The organism is Vibrio parahaemolyticus (genome assembly GCF_900460535.1).
Classification (GTDB): domain Bacteria; phylum Pseudomonadota; class Gammaproteobacteria; order Enterobacterales; family Vibrionaceae; genus Vibrio; species Vibrio parahaemolyticus.
On sequence record NZ_UHIL01000001.1, the window covers coordinates 2569218 to 2590841 of the forward strand.

General features: G+C 46.2%; 20 protein-coding genes. 11 read left to right on the top strand and 9 right to left on the bottom strand.

Features of this window, described 5'->3' with window-relative positions; translation table 11 throughout:
- Positions 1-105: 105 nt before the first annotated feature.
- Both bamC and dapA read right to left on the bottom strand, forming a co-directional pair.
- Complete coding sequence (gene bamC, locus DYB02_RS13225; RefSeq protein WP_025818647.1) at positions 106-1125, bottom strand: outer membrane protein assembly factor BamC; 1020 nt, start codon at positions 1123-1125, stop codon at positions 106-108.
- A 52-nt stretch (positions 1126-1177) separates the two neighbouring features.
- Positions 1178-2056: a 4-hydroxy-tetrahydrodipicolinate synthase gene (dapA, locus tag DYB02_RS13230; protein WP_005457716.1), complete on the bottom strand. Its 879-nt coding sequence runs from the start codon at positions 2054-2056 to the stop codon at positions 1178-1180.
- 611 nt (positions 2057-2667) lie between these two features.
- Between dapA and DYB02_RS13235 the strand changes: the two genes are divergently transcribed.
- Positions 2668-3210, top strand: a complete 543-nt coding sequence (locus tag DYB02_RS13235) for a glycine cleavage system transcriptional repressor (protein WP_005465166.1) — start codon at positions 2668-2670, stop codon at positions 3208-3210.
- A gap of 16 nt (positions 3211-3226) precedes the next feature.
- A complete protein-coding gene (gene bcp / locus DYB02_RS13240) occupies positions 3227-3697 on the top strand; it encodes a thioredoxin-dependent thiol peroxidase (protein ID WP_005481097.1) in 471 nt (156 codons plus the stop codon).
- 123 nt (positions 3698-3820) lie between these two features.
- Here bcp and DYB02_RS13245 read toward each other — a convergent pair whose 3' ends face one another.
- The gene (locus DYB02_RS13245; RefSeq protein WP_005457764.1) at positions 3821-4891 is read right to left on the bottom strand and encodes an AI-2E family transporter; all 1071 of its coding nucleotides are present in this window, start codon (positions 4889-4891) and stop codon (positions 3821-3823) included.
- Position 4892: 1 nt separating this feature from the next.
- Positions 4893-5129, bottom strand: a complete 237-nt coding sequence (locus DYB02_RS13250; protein ID WP_023624344.1) for a sulfurtransferase TusA family protein — start codon at positions 5127-5129, stop codon at positions 4893-4895.
- A gap of 260 nt (positions 5130-5389) precedes the next feature.
- Between DYB02_RS13250 and bepA the strand changes: the two genes are divergently transcribed.
- From bepA to DYB02_RS13270, 4 genes are read left to right on the top strand one after another with little or no spacing between them, the layout of a single operon-like run.
- Positions 5390-6841, top strand: coding sequence for a beta-barrel assembly-enhancing protease (gene bepA, locus DYB02_RS13255; RefSeq protein WP_025499786.1), 1452 nt, complete (start codon positions 5390-5392; stop codon positions 6839-6841).
- A gap of 16 nt (positions 6842-6857) precedes the next feature.
- Positions 6858-7208: an arsenate reductase (glutaredoxin) gene (gene arsC / locus DYB02_RS13260; protein ID WP_005494316.1), complete on the top strand. Its 351-nt coding sequence runs from the start codon at positions 6858-6860 to the stop codon at positions 7206-7208.
- Positions 7209-7781 (top strand): NAD(P)H:quinone oxidoreductase, encoded by a 573-nt coding sequence (gene wrbA, locus DYB02_RS13265; protein ID WP_005457725.1) that lies wholly within the window; start codon positions 7209-7211, stop codon positions 7779-7781.
- Positions 7782-7833: 52 nt separating this feature from the next.
- Complete coding sequence (locus DYB02_RS13270; RefSeq protein ID WP_005457718.1) at positions 7834-8277, top strand: DUF2069 domain-containing protein; 444 nt, start codon at positions 7834-7836, stop codon at positions 8275-8277.
- A gap of 68 nt (positions 8278-8345) precedes the next feature.
- On the opposite strand, the gene DYB02_RS13275 is transcribed toward DYB02_RS13270, so the two are convergent.
- Positions 8346-9548 carry a DUF2066 domain-containing protein gene (locus DYB02_RS13275; RefSeq protein ID WP_025522552.1) on the bottom strand — a complete coding sequence of 401 codons (1203 nt, stop codon included), beginning with the start codon at positions 9546-9548 and terminating at the stop codon, positions 8346-8348.
- A gap of 429 nt (positions 9549-9977) precedes the next feature.
- Between DYB02_RS13275 and DYB02_RS13280 the strand changes: the two genes are divergently transcribed.
- Positions 9978-11231 (top strand): uracil-xanthine permease family protein, encoded by a 1254-nt coding sequence (locus tag DYB02_RS13280; protein ID WP_005457676.1) that lies wholly within the window; start codon positions 9978-9980, stop codon positions 11229-11231.
- Between the two features lie 104 nt (positions 11232-11335).
- Here DYB02_RS13280 and upp read toward each other — a convergent pair whose 3' ends face one another.
- A complete protein-coding gene (upp, locus tag DYB02_RS13285; protein ID WP_005457783.1) occupies positions 11336-11962 on the bottom strand; it encodes a uracil phosphoribosyltransferase in 627 nt (208 codons plus the stop codon).
- A 180-nt stretch (positions 11963-12142) separates the two neighbouring features.
- On the opposite strand from upp, the gene purM reads away from it, so the two are divergent.
- Positions 12143-13183, top strand: a complete 1041-nt coding sequence (gene purM / locus DYB02_RS13290; RefSeq protein ID WP_005457724.1) for a phosphoribosylformylglycinamidine cyclo-ligase — start codon at positions 12143-12145, stop codon at positions 13181-13183.
- A gap of 129 nt (positions 13184-13312) precedes the next feature.
- Positions 13313-13960 carry a phosphoribosylglycinamide formyltransferase gene (gene purN, locus DYB02_RS13295; RefSeq protein WP_005494306.1) on the top strand — a complete coding sequence of 216 codons (648 nt, stop codon included), beginning with the start codon at positions 13313-13315 and terminating at the stop codon, positions 13958-13960.
- 79 nt (positions 13961-14039) lie between these two features.
- On the opposite strand, the gene DYB02_RS13300 is transcribed toward purN, so the two are convergent.
- Both DYB02_RS13300 and lpcA read right to left on the bottom strand, forming a co-directional pair.
- Positions 14040-14885, bottom strand: a complete 846-nt coding sequence (locus DYB02_RS13300) for a class II glutamine amidotransferase (RefSeq protein ID WP_005481076.1) — start codon at positions 14883-14885, stop codon at positions 14040-14042.
- A gap of 52 nt (positions 14886-14937) precedes the next feature.
- Positions 14938-15513, bottom strand: a complete 576-nt coding sequence (gene lpcA / locus DYB02_RS13305; RefSeq protein WP_005457680.1) for a D-sedoheptulose 7-phosphate isomerase — start codon at positions 15511-15513, stop codon at positions 14938-14940.
- 356 nt (positions 15514-15869) lie between these two features.
- Here lpcA and fadE point away from each other — a divergent pair, with 356 nt between their 5' ends.
- Complete coding sequence (gene fadE / locus DYB02_RS13310) at positions 15870-18314, top strand: acyl-CoA dehydrogenase FadE (RefSeq protein WP_029806132.1); 2445 nt, start codon at positions 15870-15872, stop codon at positions 18312-18314.
- 213 nt (positions 18315-18527) lie between these two features.
- Complete coding sequence (locus DYB02_RS13315) at positions 18528-20303, top strand: SulP family inorganic anion transporter (protein WP_029806995.1); 1776 nt, start codon at positions 18528-18530, stop codon at positions 20301-20303.
- 65 nt (positions 20304-20368) lie between these two features.
- Here DYB02_RS13315 and DYB02_RS13320 read toward each other — a convergent pair whose 3' ends face one another.
- Positions 20369-21619, bottom strand: coding sequence for a TIGR03503 family protein (locus tag DYB02_RS13320; RefSeq protein ID WP_015297131.1), 1251 nt, complete (start codon positions 21617-21619; stop codon positions 20369-20371).
- Positions 21620-21624: the final 5 nt, after the last annotated feature.

A 21624-nucleotide genomic window follows, 5' to 3' on the forward strand; every position in this document is an offset into this window, starting at 1 on the left:
AATTGAGTTAAGCATCTGAATGCTGTGATTTCAACTATGCTCCGAGCAACGAAAAACGATCAAAAAAGGGGACCGAATGGTCCCTTTTTACTTCAACTATCTAACTTACTCTTTCACCACCGCACCAAGAACTGGCACCAACGATTTCAAGAACTCTTCTTCAACAGGTTTGCCTGATGAATCGGTAATGTTGATAGAAGTGCGGTTGCCCAAGTCCCCTAGCAAGAAAGTGTATTTACCTGCTTTTAGGTCGACTGGTTTCACGCCAATTTCATTCCAGAATTCATCATCTGGAGATGCATACTTCGCTGTTACCGTACCTTGTGACTGGCTGCGCTCTTCAATCGTGAAGCCCATCTTGGGCAGAATGTTCGGTAAACGCTGCCACAATACATTGTATTGCGCACGAGCGATGATAACTGGCAGACCACTGCGGTCTTTGCCCATCGTGACAGGAATCTGTTTCACCAACTCTTGAGCTTTACGCTGCGCTTCTTCACGAACTTCTTGATCGTAACGAGCCGTTACTAAGTTAGTCATGAACACGTTGTAACGCTCGCGGTTAGTCGCAGTCACTTCCTTAACTTGATCGCCTTCACGCCAGTCAATTAAGCTCACTTTGAAACCGTGTCGACCATTTGCTTCTGCACGAGAGATCTCGTATCGGCTACCAATTTCTAGCTCTTCGTCAGGAGAGTTCCACGTTACCCAACCTGTCTCGATTCGAGAATCGGTTTGGCTTTCGACTGGAATTTTTCTTGCTTCAACCATGCCTTGCACAGTTTGCCAAACTTTATCTAGCTCATCTTTGCGCAATAGCCAAAGTGTCACTTCACCGTTACTACTGCGATCTAGGCGCGCACCAGGAATCAACTCAAGTACTTGCTGAGGTGGACGGATATCAACCGACTTCCCTAAGCCACCCGCATAATTGCCCTGAGGGATGTCATAGTTTGGGTAGAACTGAGGTTGAGCTCCTTGCGGAACGTTCCATGCATCTAGAGCTGGTGTGTTCAAATACTCGAAATCGTCTTTTGCTTGACGACGTTGGTTGGCACCACCTGAACAGGCAGTCAATACGAATACAGCTAATGAACTTAACACTAACTGGCTTGAAAGCTTCATCTATACTCCTAAAACACTGAGGGCTTAATCGCCCCCAGTATGAACTTCAATCCTAGTAAATACCTGCGTCTGTCAACGCCTGTTCCACGATCGGCTGCGATTTTTCAGAAAGTGCGGTTAAAGGAAGACGTAAGCCACCTTCTTCAATCAAACCCAGCTTATGCGCTGCCCATTTTACTGGGATCGGGCTTGATTCAACGAATAGGTTTTTATGCAGAGTCATCAAACGTTGGTTAATGATTTCTGCCTCTTCGAATTTACCTTCACTTGCCAAATGGAACATGTCTGCCATGTCTTTCGCTGCAATATTGTTCGTTACCGAGATAACACCATTGCCGCCCAGTTTCACGAATTCCAAGCCCGTCGCATCATCACCACTTAGTAAGATAAAATCTTCGCCACAAAGTTCACGGTGAAGTGCAATTCGGCTCAAATCGCCCGTCGCATCTTTTAGAGCAACGATATTATCAAGCTTTGACAAGCGTGCCACTGTCTCAGGTTGCAGATCTACGGCAGTACGACCCGGTACATTGTACAAAATTAGAGGTACGTCACTCGCTTCTGCGATCGCTTTGTAATGCTGGAACAAACCTTCTTGTGTTGGTTTGTTGTAATAAGGCGTCACACTCAAGAAACCTGCGATACCAGAATCCGCGAGTAATTTGCTAAATGTCACGGCTTCGTGGGTTGCATTTGCACCCGTGCCGGCAATCACAGGGATGCGACCGTTGGCAAACTCAACAGTTTTATTAACGACCTTTACATGCTCTTCAATGGTCAGTGTCGCTGACTCACCTGTCGTGCCTACTGCCACAATACCGTCTGTACCCGCTTCGATGTGGTACTCCACTAGCTTTTGTAGACCGTCGAAATCTACTTCACCATCTGCTTTGAATGGTGTAATCAGCGCTACGATACTTCCTGAAAACATGTTTATCTCCCTCATTTAACTCTTTCTGCATGGTACTGTAATGCGATTGAAAAACACAAGAGCGTAAACTCGCTTACAAAGTACAAATGAATGAATAATTATCAGTTGTTAGAGGTCTAGCAACTTAATTGCGCAATTTGGTCTTATTCCCAGCAATTTTGATAATCGTCTTGGTTATCTGGTTCTGTGCCTTAGCAGCCTGAAAAGGCTTGTTTTAGCGAGAATGACTTGGATATGTGCCCTTTAATTATCTAGGCGACAGGCCACGGGTAACTTCACCAAAGAATTTTTGCGGCCTATTGTTACGCTCAGAAATATACGCTTTAGCGACATTTATCAAGTCAGGTTTTAGTGAATAAAAAGGCTAGTTTAGCGCCAAATAAACCACTGATAGCGGCTCGCAAAGTTTTCACTGCTCATATTGTACTTATTTTCGGCATTTTCCCTGCTCGATGGCCTTCTGTGTCCCAGTCTACCCCATACTCACTACTTAGCACTTCACCTTTTTTAATCTCAATTATCCTGCGAACTAAAAAAAGAACTCACTCGATATTTCTCTTCGATATCTGTGCTAACATCTCTCTATTGAAGAAAGGACAAGAAGCTTATTTATGAAGCAACATCTGGTACTTACAGCAGTTGGAACGGATCGTCCGGGCATTTGTAACCAAGTGGTTAAGCTCGTGACTCAAGCTGGTTGTAACATCGTTGATAGCCGCATCGCTATCTTTGGCAATGAATTTACTCTGATCATGCTACTGACTGGAAATGCCAGTCACATCACTCGTGTTGAAACACAGCTGCCACTATTAGGGCAAGAACATGACCTAATCACCATCATGAAGCGAACGTCTGCGCACGAGCTGCTCGACAACAGTTACACGATGGAAGTCTTTATTGAATCTGAAGATCGTCCAGGACTGACAGAGAAATTTACTCAGTTCTTCGCAGACCAACAAATTGGCTTAGATTCGCTCAGCGCACAAACCATTAGCAAATCCAAACTACAGCTTGATGCTGACCAATTTCATATTGCGATCACCGCATCGGTCAGTGCCGATTGCAACCTAATGCAATTACAAGAAGATTTCGATGAACTTTGTAAGTCGCTCAACGTACAAGGTTCTCTGAATTTCATTAAAAACACACTATAAAGTAAAGGAAATTATAATGAATACGCTGACAGCAGGCTCGCCAGCGCCAGCCTTCTCTTTGCTCGACCAAGACGGCAATACTGTTACTCTTGATGACTTTAAAGGCAAGAAAGTCCTTTTCTATTTCTACCCAAAAGCCATGACTCCAGGCTGTACCACGCAAGCAAAGGGCCTGCGTGATGTAAAAGCAGAACTAGATGCGCACAACGTGGTTGTTCTGGGTGTCAGTATCGACCCAGTTAAGCGCCTAGGAAAGTTCATTGAACGTGATGAGCTAAACTTCACGCTACTGTCTGACGAAGACCACGCTGTTGCTGAACAATTCGGTGTGTGGGGCGAAAAGAAATTTATGGGTAAAGTTTACGATGGCCTTCACCGCATCAGCTTCTTAATTAATGAAGAAGGCGTGATTGAGCACGTATTCAACAAGTTCAAAACGAAAGATCACCACGAAGTGGTTCTGAACTACCTAAACGAAAACGCCTAATGCGAGCTCGTTTAGAGTCATACGTTAAAAGTTAACGTTCTAAGAATCGAAAAAGCCCAGCATTGATTGCTGGGCTTTTTATTCAATCGAATAATTACTGAGCTTTGCTCAATGTCTAACGCGTTACTCTTGGACGGGTTCGCTTTCTTCGGTGCTTGGTAGCGCATTCCAAACGGCTTTCACTAACGTCGCTAATGGGATCGCAAAGAAGACTCCCCAGAATCCCCACAAACCGCCAAACACCAGTACCGCAACAATAATCGCAACCGGGTGAAGGTTAACCGCTTCTGAAAATAGAACTGGCACAAGCACATTACCATCTAGCGCTTGGATGATGCCGTAAGCCAGCAACAACCAGTAGAATTGTGGCGTCATGCCCCATTGGAACAAACCAACAATCGCAACCGGTACGGTTACCGCAGCTGCACCAATATATGGAATCAATACCGACAAACCTACAGCAACGGCCAATAATGCGGAGTAACGTAGGTCTAGAATCGCGAATGTTACGTAGCTCACGCCACCAACAATCAAGATTTCCAGCACTTTCCCGCGAATGTAGTTCGAGATTTGCTCGTTCATCTCGTGCCAAACTTTGTTCGCCAGCTTACGGTTTTTCGGCAAAATGCCGCTCGCCATTCTAAGCATTTCTTCTTTGTCTTTAAGTAGGAAGAAAATCAGCAGCGGCACCAAAATCAAGTACACCGCCAATGTGGCAATACTAACTAACGATGCAAGTGAGCCTTTTACCACGCTTTCACCCAAACCTAGTGCTTGGTTTTTCGCGTTGGTCACGACGGTTTCTACAATTTGTAGGTTCGCCAATTCCGGATGGCGCTCAGGCAACGTCATGATGAACTTTTGCAGCCCGTTATACATGTTCGGAATATCGTTGATTAAGTTGCCAACCTGAGTCCAGATCGTCGGAACCAAGCCAAATAAGGCGATCAACATGATGCTGATAAAAATCAAAAGAACAATAATCACTGATAAGGTGCGAGGCACACCCATACGAGACAATTTAACCACTGGCCATTCTAGGAGATATGCCAATACGATCGCCACCAGCAATGGCGCAATCAAATGCCCAAAGAAGTAAATGGTGATAAAACCAAACAGCAAAATGGCGACAAGGCTTACTGCGTGGGGATCTGAGAAGCGGCGTTGATACCAACGACTTACCATTTCGAACATCTTATGCGGATTCCTTATTGAAAACAGTCAATGTGTAGTGCTCTGGTGTAGATTGGCAATCAACCACGTACCCTTGGGTACGAAGGTAATTCACAATGTCTCGTTTAGAGCTGTTATCCACCACTTGAATGACAAGGTGATGATACTGCGATTCTTCATCCTGAAAGACCTCAGCAGCGTGACGCTTGGCAAGTAACAGCGCCATTGGGCAGCGTTGCTCGCGCAAATCAAGTAACATGGATTCCATTGTATTGCTCTGCACTTATGATAGGGTTGTATTGTAACGGCTTTTTGAGCTGGTGCTAGCACTTCTGACATGATTTAACCGCATGCTGAAATGACTCGGATATAAAACAATTTACGAAACCAATTCATTTATTTTTGGTCTTAGTGCTAGCCTATTCATCCTAGAGGATGACCATAAAGTATAGTGGTGATGTTGTGAGGTACTCGACCTCCAACCACGTACTTAGGTATTTTGGAGAATCTTTAAACCGTATGTTAAAACGCACTCGCTCGCTCGTTTGTTTGTGCCTTGCCGCTGCAATCAGTTCACCAACAACTTACGCCAATAGCATCGACTTGCCTGATATTGGTACGGCAGCTGGCGGCACGCTTTCTATAGACCAAGAGTTGATTTATGGCGACGCGTACATGCGCATGCTCAGAGCCAGTAAGCCTATCGTCAACGATCCGGTCATCAACGAATATATCGATTCCCTCGGACACCGCCTCGTGGCCAACGCGAACGATGTAAAAACGCCGTTCCACTTCTTCATGATTCGTGATCGTAATATCAACGCCTTTGCCTTTTTTGGCGGTTACGTTGCATTGCACTCAGGGTTATTTCTTCATGCTCGTAGCGAAAGTGAACTCGCATCCGTTGTCGCGCACGAAATTGCACACGTAACACAGCGCCACCTAGCGCGCAGTATGGAAGACCAAGCAAGGCGCTCTCCAGCGACTTTAGCCGCGCTTGCTGGTGCATTGTTACTTTCGATTGCTTCACCAGAAGCTGGCATGGCAGCGATTACCGCCGCAACAGCAGGCAACATGCAAAGCCAAATCAACTACACTCGCTCAAACGAGAAAGAAGCCGACCGCTTCGGCATCGCAACCTTGGCGAAAGCAGGATTTGATGTGCAAGCAATGCCGCGTTTCTTTGGACGTTTAGCTGATGAGTACCGCTACGCGAGTAAACCGCCACCAATGCTACTGACTCACCCTTTACCAGAAGACCGTGTAGCAGATAGCCGTCAACGTGCACAAGCCTATCCCCCAATGCGCATTGCACCCTCTATCGATTACCATTTGGCGCGCGCGCGCATTGTGGCGCGATATGCCGGTATCGACGGACAAGCCGCACTAGGTTGGTTTGAGCGTACTCAAAAGAAAGCTTCAGCGGACATCATGCCGTCATTTGATTACGGCCGAGCGCTGGTTCATCTGGACAACAAACGCTTATCACAAGCAGAACCGATTTTGAAAAAGCTGTTAGCGCAAGAGCCGGGCAACCCATTCTATTTAGATGCAATGACCGATCTATACATCGAGAAAAAACAGCCACAAAAAGCCGTTGAGTTGCTAAATAGCGCGCTAAAGCGTAATCCTCAAAACAAAGTATTAACCATTAACTATGCCAACGCGTTGCTTGAAGCAAACCAAAATGATCAAGCTGTGCGTACGCTTCAACGTTATACACACGATAACCCAGAAGATAGCAATGGCTGGCAGCTATTATCGAAAGGCTATCATGCCCTTGGACGTAGTGATGAAGAGCTTGCAGCTCGCGCGGAAATTCTGGCGCTAAGAGCAAACTGGAATAAAGCGATTCAATATTACAGTGAAGCAAGTAAAATGGCCGAATTGGGTAGCTTAGAACAAGCACGATACGATGCTCGTATCGACCAACTCATGATCCAACGAGATCGATTCATGGCATTACAATAACGAAATGGAGAAAACCATGTCAGTCGTGATTTATCACAACCCACGTTGCTCAAAGAGCCGTCAAACTCTTGAGTTACTTGAGCAAAATGGTGTTACACCGGAAGTCGTAAAATACCTAGACACGCCACTAAATGTGGATGAACTAAAAGTGCTATACGCTCAACTCGGTTTCTCATCAGTACGTGAAATGATGCGTACAAAAGAAGACGTTTACAAAGAACTTGGATTAGGCGAAGCATCAGTAAGTGACGAACAACTGTTCGAAGCAATGGCGCAAAACCCAAAATTGTTCGAACGTCCAGTTGTTGTAGCAAACGGCAAAGCTAAAATTGGTCGCCCACCAGAGCAAGTGTTGGATATTCTATAAATGGATTGCCAGATCCTTATTTTGTACTTCAGCCGTCATGGCTCAACAAAACAGCTGGCAAGACAGATAGCAAGAGGAGTCGAATCGACTCCTCAATGCCAAGCAATTTTGCGTACAGTTGAAGAATTGTCACCTCACTCACATACCCCTTCCGATCCAATTGTTACTCTAGAGGAACTGAAAAAGTGCGACGGTCTAGCGTTCGGTAGTCCCGTTTGGTTTGGCAATATGGCAGCGCCTTTAAAGCACTTTTGGGATCAAACCACCCCTTTGTGGGTTAGCGGTGACTTAATCGATAAGCCAGCTTGTGTATTTACCTCATCATCTTCGATGCATGGCGGTCAGGAGACCACACTTCAAAGCATGATGACGCCATTACTGCATCACGGGATGATGGTACTTGGTATTCCTTACGCTGAACCAGAGCTGCATTCGACCCAATCTGGTGGCACACCCTACGGTGCCAGCAGTGTAGGACACGAACCAAGTCTCACAGCGGAGGAGACTCGCCTGGCACAACAATTAGGTAAACGACTAGCAACAGCAGCGTTAAAGCTCAAAGCTTGTCACTAATACCAGTATTAATAATCAGTAGAATTGGTATCAATTCAAGGATAGAGAATCGATGTCTGACTCTTTCGAAGAACAACCACCACTTGGTGCTCAAGCAAAAACGTATCGCTACCTCGCTTTGTTCGGCAACTTAGCTTTATTAGCATGGGTCGCGATTTGGCAACTCGCTTTATCTCCTCATCCTCATCTGAGTAGCACAACACTCGCGATTGCATGGTGTATTCCGTTATTGCTACCGTTACCTGGCATCTTAGCGGGCAAACCTTACACGCATGCGTGGGCGAACTTTGTCTTGATGCTGTATTTCTTGCACGCCCTCACTATCTTGTACGTGGACGGTGGTGAACGGTGGTTGGCAGCGGTTGAGCTGGTGCTTACCTCTCTTGGTTTTGCTGGCAATATTTTGTTTGCTCGTGCTCGAGGAAAAGAGCTAGGCCTTAAACTCAAACGCTTGTCACAAGTAGAAAAAGAAGAAAAAGCGAAGTTCAATAAGTAACCTCTCTGATTCAAAAACAAAAAGAGTCGCAATTGCGACTCTTTCTTTATTCTATGCCCAAACGCGGATTAACTTTGCGAAGTAGAATTCCACTCATAAATCAGATCGTATTGATCTTGCACTTGAGGAATCACAACAGGCTGTTGTACTTGCGCTGCTGGCACAGTTTCCTCAACGGCTTGAACCACTGTTTTTGGTTGCCCTTCTACAGCTTGAGCCTCTGAAGGTAGAGTTTCTACCGATTGATCTTCCGATGGCGTCACTTCTTCAACGTCACCGAGTGGATCTTCAAATTCCATCAATTGTGAGATAGACGAAGCCTCTTGCTCAAATGCTTGTTGTGAAGCAAGCAAATGAATAGTCAGCGTTAACTCACTGCCTTGTACACGCTTGATTTCTGTGCCCGCCACTGAATTCAATTTGGTAAGTGCATTTTCTAAACGGAAGAAATCAGCAGCAGACGTTACATTTAACACTTTCACGTTCACAGCTTTAGAAGACTTGCCTGAGACAACAACGGCGTTTTTACTTGCGTAGTAATCAGCAATACCATCCACCATTGCGGAAATAGCGTCTGCACCGGTTGCCGACCCGCTGCGTGGAGAAGTTTGCGCATCAATAATCTTTGCAGGCGCTTGGTCATACAAAGTCCAACGAATCTGCTCGCCTTGCGCACGAATAATTAATACCGCGTCCGCTGGGTAACGCTGGCTGGCTTGGCTAATTGGTTCAATGAAACCGCCCCAAAGATCTGACGTGTTCACGCCCGTGACGTCGTCAAAATCCCCAACAGGAATCGTAATTGGAAGGCCACGAGCTTCCGTTGCTTTTTTCAACGCAGCAACGTTGGCAGAATCAGAATGTTCCCATGCAATTGCGCGGTCGTAATCTTGCTCTTCCACCAGCCAAACCAAAATATTGGCACGATTCGGTGACCATGAAGGCAACTGAGCTTGAGTCAAAAGCGATTGAATTTGCCCACTGTTAAACAACATTTTAAGACTTGCTTTGCCATCAACTTGGCTTTTCCCAAGCTGAGAAATATAGCGAGAGCTAGAACTCAGCGCCTTTTGGATAACAGGGTTGCTTAGAGAAGATTGAGAACCAGTCGCTCGAACAATCACATCTTTCATACCTTGTTCACGAGCCGCAGACTCACCGTCGTTCTGCTCACTGTCGATAACCACTTCGGCACGATAGATATCTACCTGAGTTAATGCATACACCGGCAGGGACAACCAACCGATCAGTAAGAGAGCTAAATAGCGCATAGTTTTCATAATCCTCTAAACAAGAACCCGCATAATAAGCAACTATCAAATCTTGAGCAAGGCGCGTACTGAGTGAATTGTTTGTAGTTTGACCAAGTTAATGCCGTTTTTTGCATCACTAGGTGATTAATTAACGTTACCCCATCAACATGAACTCATATCGATGCATATTGAAAGACATAAAACCTGATATTCATTGCTCTTGAAGCTTCATTTTCAAGAGCGCTTATTAGATCACAGCACATCGATATTCTTTGAATGGCTTAATTTGGACTCGTAAAATCGTCCATTTTGCAAGCAACCAACTCTCAAAACATTCGTTTGGATGATAAATTCATTCGAAAGTTTGATCTAAGCAACGTTGCAAACGATTGCAGGATGATAGAATTCGTCGGATTTGTCTGCGTATCTTTGAAATAGGGAATTATTATGAAAAATGCGTTACAAGGCGCTCAAATGCTCTTTGTCGCTTTTGGTGCTCTCGTGCTCGTGCCGCTTCTGACTGGTCTCGATCCAAACGTAGCCCTCTTTGGTGCCGGTGTCGGTACTCTCCTCTTCCAATTAATCACTAAACGTTCTGTCCCAATCTTCCTTGCCTCTTCTTTTGCGTTTATTGCTCCTATTATGTTCGGTATCCAAACTTGGGGTATTGGTGCAACTATGGGCGGCTTGATGGCGGCAGGTTTGGTTTACGTTGCGCTTGGCGCAATGATCAAAGTGCGTGGTGTAGGGTTTATCCATAAGATTTTGCCACCGGTTGTAGTTGGCCCAGTGATCATGGTTATTGGCCTTGGCCTTGCGCCAACGGCAGTCAACATGGCGGTAGGTAAAACGGGCGACGGTGCGGTTCAGTTAGTAAATGGCGATGCTGCGGTCATTATCTCTGCGGTTTCGCTGCTAACGACGATTGCACTTAGCGTGTTCGCAAAAGGGTTCCTAAAACTGGTTCCTATCGTGGGTGGTATTTTGGCGGGCTATTCAGTATCCCTATTCTACGGTGTGGTTGACTTTACACCTGTGGCTCAAGCAGCTTGGCTTGCAATGCCCAACTTCACCATGCCTGAGTTCAACATCAACGCGATTCTATTCATGATCCCAGTTGCAATCGCTCCTGCGGTAGAGCACGTGGGTGACATGTTGGCTATCTCAAATGTAACGGGTAAAAACTACCTGAAGAAACCAGGCCTACACCGCACTATCGCGGGTGACGGAATCGCGACAATTGCAGCATCAATGGTTGGTGCGCCGCCAAACACTACTTACAGTGAAGTAACAGGCGCGGTAATGCTGACCAAAGCTTTCAACCCTGTAATCATGACTTGGGCTGCCATTACCGCTATTGTTCTTGCGCTGGTAGGTAAGCTAGGTGCGATTCTGCAAACCATTCCTGTGCCAGTAATGGGTGGCATCATGATTCTTCTGTTCGGTTCTATCGCAACCGTCGGTTTGAATACGCTGATTAAGAACAACGTTGATCTACACAAATCTCGTAACCTGGTGATCGTTGCAGTAACACTGGTATTTGGTATCGGTGGTATGGCTTTCGGTATCGGCGAGTTCAGCCTACAAGGTGTAAGCCTATGTGGTATCGTGGCAATCCTTCTTAACCTAGTGCTGCCACACGACCTTGGTGAAAACCACGTGGTTGATAACGCTCAAATGGAAGAAGAAAGCGCGAAGTAATTCGACTGTGCGACTTTTAAGTGGCGCACTTTAACCTTTCTAAATAAACAGCAACAAAAAAGGCTTGGTGAAAACCAAGCCTTTGTTTTACTCGGAGTAACTAATTACTTAGTACCGAAAATCTTATCACCTGCATCACCAAGACCAGGAACGATGTAGCCTTTGTCGTTTAGCTTCTCATCGATTGCCGCAGTGTAAAGCTCAACGTCTGGGTGCGCTTTTTCTAGTGCTTCAATACCTTCAGGAGCAGCAACTAGAACAAGAACTTTAATTGACTGACAGCCTTTCTCTTTTAGTAGGTCGATAGTTGCGATCATAGAACCGCCAGTTGCTAGCATTGGGTCAACAACTAGAGCAATACGCTCATCAATGTTAGACGCAAGCTTGTTGAAGTAAGGTACTGGCTCAAGTGTTTCTTCATCACGGTAAATACCAACAACACTGATACGAGCACTTGGCATGTGCTCAAGAACGCCATCCATCATGCCTAGACCTGCACGTAGGATTGGCACTACTGTTACTTTTTTACCTTTGATTTGGTCAACTTCTACCGGACCGTTCCAACCTTCAATGGTTACTTTCTCTGTTTCAAAGTCTGCTGTCGCTTCGTAAGTAAGTAGGCTACCGACTTCTGTCGCTAACTCACGAAAACGCTTTGTGCTGATGTCACCTTCTCTCATTAGACCAATTTTGTGTTTTACAAGAGGGTGCTTTACTTCAACAACTTTCATGTCCATCTCCGGCTATAGTTGGCAATATTTAAACAAACCTTCAGATTATACATGATTTTCACAGGGATTTCAGGATATATCACTAAAGAAAAAAACCGACGCAAACGTTTGCTATCTGTATTTAACCACTGGTAGAATAGCGCCGTTTTCATATCCAACTTAAATACCGAGGACTTCCCTGTGAGTGGTAACAACTCTTCTCTTAGCTATAAAGACGCTGGTGTCGATATTGATGCAGGCAATGCGCTTGTAGATCGTATTAAGGGTGCGGTGAAACGTACTCGTCGCCCTGAAGTGATGGGTGGTATCGGTGGTTTTGGCGCTTTATGCGAATTGCCAACCAAATACAAACAACCTGTACTGGTTTCTGGTACTGACGGTGTAGGCACAAAACTTCGCCTAGCACTGGATATGAACAAGCACGACACTATCGGCATCGACCTAGTGGCAATGTGTGTAAACGACCTAATCGTTCAAGGTGCCGAGCCCCTATTCTTCCTAGATTACTACGCGACTGGCAAGCTAGATGTAGACACAGCAGCAGACGTGGTTTCTGGTATTGCTGATGGCTGTGTTCAAGCTGGTTGTGCACTTATCGGTGGCGAAACCGCTGAAATGCCAGGCATGTACGAAGGCGAAGACTACGACGTTGCGGGTTTCTGTGTAGGCGTAGTGGAAAAAGAAGACGTGATTGACGGCACTAAAGTAGCAGCAGGCGACGCACTTATCGCTGTCGGCTCAAGCGGTCCACACTCAAACGGTTACTCACTGATCCGTAAGATTCTAGAAGTTTCTGGCGCAGATAAAAACGAAGAGCTAGCAGGTCGCACTATCGGTGAGCACCTACTAGAACCAACGAAGATTTACATCAAATCTGCACTTAAGATGATCGAGAAACACGATATCCACGCGATTTCTCACATTACGGGTGGTGGTTTCTGGGAAAACATCCCTCGCGTACTGCCTGAAGGCACAAAAGCCGTTATCGACGGTAACAGCTGGGAATGGCCAATCATTTTCAAATGGCTGCAAGAGAAAGGCAACGTTGAAACGCACGAAATGTACCGTACGTTCAACTGTGGTGTTGGTCTAGTCGTTGCACTACCAAAAGACCAAGCAGACGCGGCGGTTGCACTTCTTAAAGAAGAAGGCGAAAACGCATGGGTGATTGGTGAAATTGCTCAAGCAGAAGCAAATGAAGAGCAAGTTGAAATCAACTAACTTGTGAATCACGCTAAAAAATAAAATGAATGAGGACGCCACGTCCTCATTCTGCTATCTGGAACATCGAAAACCATTCTAATAGTAGGTAATTTATAGAACCTACAATATCAAGGCAGTCCCAACATCATGAAAAACATCGTGGTCCTAATTTCAGGTAACGGCAGTAACTTACAAGCCATTTTAGAAGCTTGTGAAAACAGCATGCCTAACGCACACGTTGCAGCAGTATTTTCTAATAAATCTGACGCATACGGTCTAGAACGTGCAAAACAGTTTAGTGTTGATGGCCACTTTGTTGACCCTAAAGCGTTCGAGTCACGCGAGGCATTCGATGCCGAGTTGATGCAACAAATTGACAAGTATCAGCCCGATGTTGTCGTTCTTGCTGGGTACATGCGCATTCTTAGCGGTGCATTTGTTTCGCACTATCTCGGTAAGATGATCAACATTCACCCTTCTCTTCTACCTAAATACCCGGGTTTACACACCCACCAACGCGCGATTGACGCCAAAGACAAAGAGCACGGCACAAGTGTTCACTTTGTCACAGAAGAGTTAGACGGCGGTCCCGTAGTTCTTCAAGCAAAAGTGCCAGTATTTGAAGATGATGATGCAGCAGCACTCGCTGCGCGTGTACAAACTCAAGAGCACACCATTTACCCTATCGTGACTAAGTGGCTCGTTGAAGAGCGTTTAATCATGCAAGATGGCAAAGCTTGGTTAGATGGCAAAGAACTCGGTCCTCATGGCTACGCAGCCGCTGAAGAAGAATAAGTACTTTTTAACGCATCAAAAAAGGCAGTCGAGTGACTGCCTTTTTGTTATTTGGAAAACTTGATGTCTAGAAACGTCGTTATTCCAACGGTTCGGTCGGAGCTTGATTACCCGGTTTGGGCGCTGCAAATGGCACATCTTTCAAATCAGATGCATTGTTTTGGATCAGTTCACCAAGGTGAAACAAACCATATTCACCGGGCTTCATTCGATGCCAAGTCTCATTGCCGGTTAAAGGCTGAGTCGCAATGACAGAAACAACATCGTTTGGTGTTGTTTCTTCTTGGAAGTTGATCTCCACATCTTCATCTAGTAAAGCGGCCTTGCCAAACGGTGCGCGACGCGTAATCCAATACAAGTGATTAGTACAATACGTCATGACAAATTCGCCGTCGCTGAGCAACATATTGAACACGCCTTTTTCTTTGAGCTGATCGCAACACTTAGCGATGTAGAGAAAAACAGATTCCATGTCCTGAGGAGGCTCTGGATATCGATCTTCCATCTGCTTTAGCAGCCAACAAAACGCAAGCTCACTGTCTGTTTGACCAACAGGACGATGACGCCCAGTGTACAGATCTTGGTAATCAGACAGCTGACCATTGTGAGCAAAGGTCCAATACTTGCCCCACAACTCACGTGTGAATGGGTGCGTATTTTCTAAATTCACTCCGCCACGGTTTGCTTGGCGAATATGACTCACAACCGCACGACTTTTGATCGGATAGTTTTGCACCAATTCAGCGATTTGGGACTCACAGCTTGGTTTTGGGTCTTTAAAGGTTCGAAAACCTTTACCTTCATAAAAAGTAATTCCCCAACCATCACGGTGCGGGCCAGTACGACCTCCACGCTGCATCAGCCCTGTAAAGCTGAAACAGATATCCGTTGGAACATTGGCGCTCATGCCGAGCAATTCACACATCGTTTAACGAACTCCTTACCTAAACCACAGCCGAAAAAGTGGCTGCAGAAAATTATTCCATCTCTTTTTCAATCAACTGAATGATGATGTGAATAATCTTAATATGTACTTCTTGAATACGGTCTGCATAACCAAAGTGTGGTACACGAATTTCAACATCAGCAAGACCAGCCATTTTACCGCCGTCTTTACCCGTCAGTGCGACGGTCTTCATGCCTTTCGCTTTCGCAGCTTCAATCGCTTTAAGAATATTGCCTGAGTTGCCAGATGTCGACAAACCAAACAGAACATCACCTTTGCGGCCTACCGCTTCAACGTAACGAGAAAAAACAAAGTCGTAACCAAAATCGTTACTGACACAAGAAAGGTGGCTTGGATCTGAAATCGCAATACCAGCGTATCCTGGGCGATTATCACGGTAACGCCCTGTTAGCTCTTCTGCGAAGTGCATTGCGTCACAGTGCGAACCACCGTTACCGCACGACAGCACCTTACCATCTTGCTTAAAAGAATCGGCAATCATCTTCGCTGCCGCTTCGATTTGAGCAATGTTATGGTCATCGCTTAAAAATTTGTTGAGCACTTCAGCAGCTTCGTTCAATTCACTTCTAATCAGATCTTGGTACATAAGACGTTCTCTTTATTATTTCGGGCGTAAATGCGCATTCGCTTCGCCTTAGTAAATGGTTCTGATGCCATTTTAGCACCGGACATTTCATAACACTGAGTTTACCCACAAACGAGAATTAGTGTCGATAGTGAACCTCCAGATTTGGATTGGTGACAGTAATAAACTTGTCAACTTGCTTACGAAACCATCACTCAATTCGCAACTTTAGAATTTTAACTCTACTTAGATCACTTTTTACTCAATCTTGTGTTTTACATTTCTTTAATATTTTGATTACACTTATACCAACTGGTTAGACCTCTTACCAAAATACAGACGTACAACATTTATAAAGTCTGAAAAGGAAAAATTATATGGACATCTTGCTCTCTATCGTTGCGATGGCTGTTGTGTTAGGCATTACGCTTTACCACAGAATGTCACTCGTTAAATCCGTCAGCCTACTAACTCCTGCCATGCTAGTGCTGACTATCACAGGCTCAGTTGGCGTTATTGGCTGGGCACTGTATGTGCTTGCAATCGCGGTCTTTGCCGTTTCTGGTATCCGCCAATCGCTTATTAGCCGTAAGGCACTGGCGTTGTTTAAGACTGTGCTACCTGCGATGTCTCAAACTGAAAAAGAAGCTCTCGATGCTGGTACAGTATGGTGGGAAGCTGAGCTATTCAAAGGTAAACCTGAATGGGAAAAATTACACGCAATTCAAGCGCCAAAACTTAGCGCTGAAGAGCAAGCGTTCTTAGACGGCCCAGTAAACGAAGTGTGTGCTATGGTCAGCGACTTCCAAGTAACGCATGAACTCGCGGATTTACCACCTGAAGTTTGGCAGTATCTGAAAGACAACAAGTTCTTCGCCATGATCATCAAGAAAAAGTACGGTGGTCTAGAGTTCTCTGCATACGCTCAATCTTTGGTACTGCAAAAACTGACGGGTGTTTCTGGCGTACTTTCTTCTACCGTTGGTGTGCCTAACTCATTAGGCCCAGGCGAACTCTTGCAACACTACGGTACAGAAGATCAGAAAAACTATTACTTACCTCGCCTAGCCGAAGGTAAAGAAATCCCATGTTTCGCGCTAACTAGCCCAGAGGCTGGCTCAGACGCAGGCTCAATCCCAGATTACGGCGTCGTTTGTAAAGGAGAATGGGAAGGCAAAGAAGTGTTGGGTATGCGTCTAACGTGGAACAAACGCTACATCACGCTTGCGCCTGTTGCGACGGTACTTGGCCTTGCATTCAAACTGCGTGACCCAGAAGGCCTGCTTGGTGATAAAGAAGATCTTGGTATCACATGTGCGCTGATCCCAACGGATGTGAAAGGTGTAGAAATCGGCAACCGTCACTTCCCACTGAACGTACCATTCCAGAACGGTCCAACCCGTGGTAAAGACATTTTCGTTCCTATCGATTTCATCATCGGTGGTGAGAAAATGGCAGGGCAAGGCTGGCGCATGCTGGTGGAATGTCTGTCGGTCGGCCGTGGCATCACGCTACCTTCTAACTCGACGGGTGGTATCAAATCGGCTGCGATGGCAACGGGTGCATACTCTCGCATTCGTCGTCAGTTCAAACAACCAATCGGTCACATGGAAGGCGTTGAAGAGCCATTGGCGCGTCTTGGCGGTAATGCATACGTCATGGATGCGGCCAGCAATCTAACTGTTGCAGGTATCGACCTGGGTGAAAAGCCATCGGTTATTTCTGCAATTGTGAAGTACCACTGTACCCACCGCGGTCAACAAAGCATCATCGACGCGATGGACATTGTCGGCGGTAAAGGCATTTGTTTAGGCCCTTCAAACTTCCTCGCTCGTGGCTACCAAGGCTCTCCAATCGCCGTAACGGTAGAAGGTGCAAACATTCTGACTCGTTCGATGATCATCTTCGGTCAAGGTGCGATTCGTTGTCACCCATATGTACTTGAAGAAATGAACGCAGCTTACTCAGAAGCGAGCGACGCGGTTGAGAAATTCGACAAAGCGTTAGCTGGCCATGTGAGCTTTACCATGAGTAACCTCGTTCGCAGTATTTGGTTTGGTTTGAGCGATGGTCTCGGTTCATCGGCACCGACTAAAGATGCAACGAAACGCTACTACCAACAGCTAAACCGTTACAGTGCCAACCTAGCGCTTCTGTCTGATATCTCAATGGCGGTACTTGGTGGTTCGTTGAAACGTAAAGAGCGTTTATCTGCGCGTTTAGGTGACATTCTCAGTCAGCTATACCTAAGCTCCGCGACGCTAAAACGTTTTGAACAAGATGGTCGTCCAGCTGAAGATTTGGCTTTGGTTCACTGGGGTCTACAAGATAGCTTAAAACAAGCAGAAATCGCCGTTGATGAGTTCCTAGCAAACTTCCCGAATAAAGTCATTGGCCGCACACTTCGCGTTCTGATTATGCCATTCGGTCGTGTACGCAAAGCACCAAGTGACAAGCTAGACAGCAAAGTGGCACGTATTCTACAAACCCCAAGTGCAACACGCTCGCGCATTGGCCGTGGCCAGTACCTAGAGCCAACAGAGCACAACCCAGCAGGTAAGATTGAGCTGGCACTGTCTGTGATTCTTCAAGCTGAGCCTGTGTTCGACAAAGTTTGTAAAGCGCAAGGTAAACGTCGTCCATTCCTCCGCTTGGACATGATTGCCCAAGAAGGTCTAGATCAAGGCGTGATCACTCAAGAAGAAGCAGAACTGCTGAGAGAAGCCGAGCAACATCGTCTCGATACCATTAACGTTGACGATTTTGAGCCGGAACTATTGGCAGCAAAGCCACTTTACCCTCAAATGGATAGCGTTGCTTAAAAGCCAATAAGAAAGACAAAAACGGGAGCTTTGGCTCCCGTTTTCTTGTGCTCTGAATCCAAATAACGCCCCTTCCCTTTCGACGCATCCGATGCTCACTCTCAGACACTCGTTGTAACCACAGCCAAACCAATTGATCGCGATATGAGTGATAAATAGCTCACAGACCTTACCCATGAACGATGTATACTTTACCGTATCTCAACCACATATATGGAAAATCTGTTGGCTAGACTCTTATTCGCTCAGTGGTTCCCAGGACTCATTCAACTTAAAAACTATCAAAAAGAATGGCTCGTGAATGACTTTAGAGCAGCATTTTCTGTTGTTGCTGTTGCACTACCTGTTGCTATTGCTTATGCACAGCTAACTGGCGTTTCTGCTATCGTAGGCCTCTACTCATGCGTGCTGCCGATGCTGGTTTACGCTTTAATGGGCACTTCCCGACAACTCATTGTTGGCCCGGACGCCGCAACCTGTGCCGTCATCGCCGCCGTCGTTACCCCAATTGCCGCTGGCGACCCAACCAAACACTGGCAGCTCGTCATGACCATGACAGCTATGACAGGTATTTGGTGTGTACTGGCCAGCCGTTTCAAACTGGGAATTTTTGCTGACTTCCTTTCCCGCCCAATCCTCTTAGGGCTACTCAACGGCGTGGCGTTGACCATCATTGTCGGTCAGTTTGCGAAAGTCGTGGGTTTGAAATACGAACAACGCTATCTACTTGAACGATTATGGGAAGCTCCACAACGCTTGGCAGAACTTCATTGGCCAACAGTTGCGTTAAGTGTAGCGACTGTGGTGGTCTATTTGGTAACCAAACGCTACCGTCCTACTTGGCCTGCAGCAATGCTTGCCATACTGGTTACTACAGCATCGGTTTGGCTACTGCACTTACAAGAAATGGACGTGGCCGTAGTCGGCTTAACTCAAGGTGGTTTCCCTCAATTTCAAGCCCCACAATTTGAGCTTGGCGAAGTGCGTGAGCTCGTCGTGCCAGCGTTAAACTTAGCGATCGTTAGCTTTGTCAGCATGATGCTGACCGCGCGCAGCTTCGCAGCGAAGAACGGCTACGACATTGACGCCAATAAAGAGTTTCAGGCATTGGGGTTTGCCAATATTGCTTCTGCCTTCTCGCAAGGCTTTGCCATCAGCGGCGCAGATTCTCGTACCGCCGTTAACGACGCCAATGGGGGAAAATCGCAATTGGTATCGATTGTGGCTGCCATCACCATTGCTATTATCGCGGTCTTTATTTACGAGCCGTTACAGTTCATCCCTATTGCGTCACTCGGCGTGGTACTCATCATCGCGTCACTGTCGCTGCTTGACCTCAAAGCCATATGGATACTGAAAACACGTGACAAAGATGCCTTTTACCTTGCCATCATTACCTTTGTTTCCGTGCTAGTGATTGGGGTTATTCCGGGTATCACACTGGCAGTTCTATTAGGTCTATTTCAGTTTTTACGCATCGTCATGCGACCAAGTGACCAACTACTGGGTCTGGATGAAAAAGGCACCATTCGCACCATTGATGAAACCGGAAAAGCGTCTCCAATTCCGGGAATGGTGATTTATCGCTTCAACTCACCGTTGACCTACTTTAATGCGCCGTACTTTAAGCGTCGTTTGCTAGAGCACGCAGAGCAAAACAAAGATGTCAGCTGTGTCGTAGTCGATGCCGTATCAAGCTTTACTCACCTAGATTTGAGTGTCATGGCAACATTGGCCGACATTCACGAAGTGCTCAAGAAAAGAGGAATACGATTAGTCCTCGCGGGAAGAAAACGCCGCTTGCGTCAATGGTGTGAGTTAACGGGAATAAGCACCAGCGAAGGTGGGATTTTGCTGCGTGCCGATATGTACCTTGCGATCAAACTCAGTGGTAGCTACCTCAGTGCTGTCGGTGAAGGGATTGTTCCGACCGTGCAAAAAGAACCCGACTTGGAACAACCACCAAAGCCAATTCCAGAAGTGGCTTAAGCGATAATCTAAGATAAACAAAAAACGGAGCCGATGGGCTCCGTTCTTTCTCTAACTCTTCTGCCTTATTTCTTTGGCACTTCCAATTGCATTTCAGGCATGGCTTGTCGTTTCGCTTTTAACTTGCGCCACACAATCCAAGCCACAATAGCAATCAAAAGCATCACTACGTTGCCGACCGCAATGATGATCATGCTGCGTTTACGCTCTGCTTCGCGCTCTGCAATGATGCGTTTTTCCATCTCAATACGGCGTTGCTCGGCCAGCTCTGCTTCTTTGGCGATGCGGGCGGCTTCTAAATCCACTTCATCAACGACACTGAAGGTTTGTTCTTGAATAGGAAACACCAGTGCACGCTGGGTTGCGAAATCCGTTGCAAAGATTTCTCCGCGCCATGAGTACTTGCCTAGTTCAGGATCGTTATCCAAGTTCAAGGTGGTTTTCATACCATCCTGTGACACTTGCCCTTGGCTGTAGGTAATGAAGCCATCAGGTGCATTTTGCTCGACGTTTACCGCGATAGAGCCGGGAGCAATCATACCTTGCTCACCACTAACCACCAGCTGATGTGGTTTCTCTGGGCTACGAGATTGAATAAACGTACGTGACACTGGATTTGGGTACACCAAAATCACCTGTTCTTGCGCACGCAAAAATACGCCGTTTCCAGAGGTGATTCGTGCGCGGTACTTGCCCGGTTCCACTTCGATAGGTAATTGAACGGTGAATACACCATCGCCCGCTTGTTCATCCAGACCGCGACCATCATCAGAAAATTCGCCAATGATCATCGGCACTGGACGTGCTTCTTTTATCAGTTCGTCTTCATTTTCGACAAACTTAGTAAAGGTGACTCGCAAGTTGACGCGGTCGAGAAAGTCTCGCAGGACAAGTGGCTTATCGTCTGAAGTTAAACGCGCGGTGAACTTGAGCGCTTCTCCGTTATAGAGACGGTTAGGGAATACGTCGGTGCTGAGCTTGAGATGTGAAATTAAGCGGATGTTGTTTTTTGGGGTTACTTTCCCCACAGCTTGCCAAGGGCCAGGCATTGGGTTGTCGACTGAAATGATGTCGAGCGATGGTTCTTGATACCAACGAACGTTGTCGTAAGAGCCCCACGCGTAATATTTTTTACCATCTGGACGAACTAACACAACAGGTTGAGAACTTTGTTCACGATAAACCAGAAAAGTAATCTGTTCGATGGTCGGGTCGACACGAAAACGGTTATCCAACAAAGACATGGCGGACTCGCTCGCGGCAAATGCGAAACAACTCCAGATCGCTAAAATAGCGACCGACAAAGCCCTCAACATAGCTT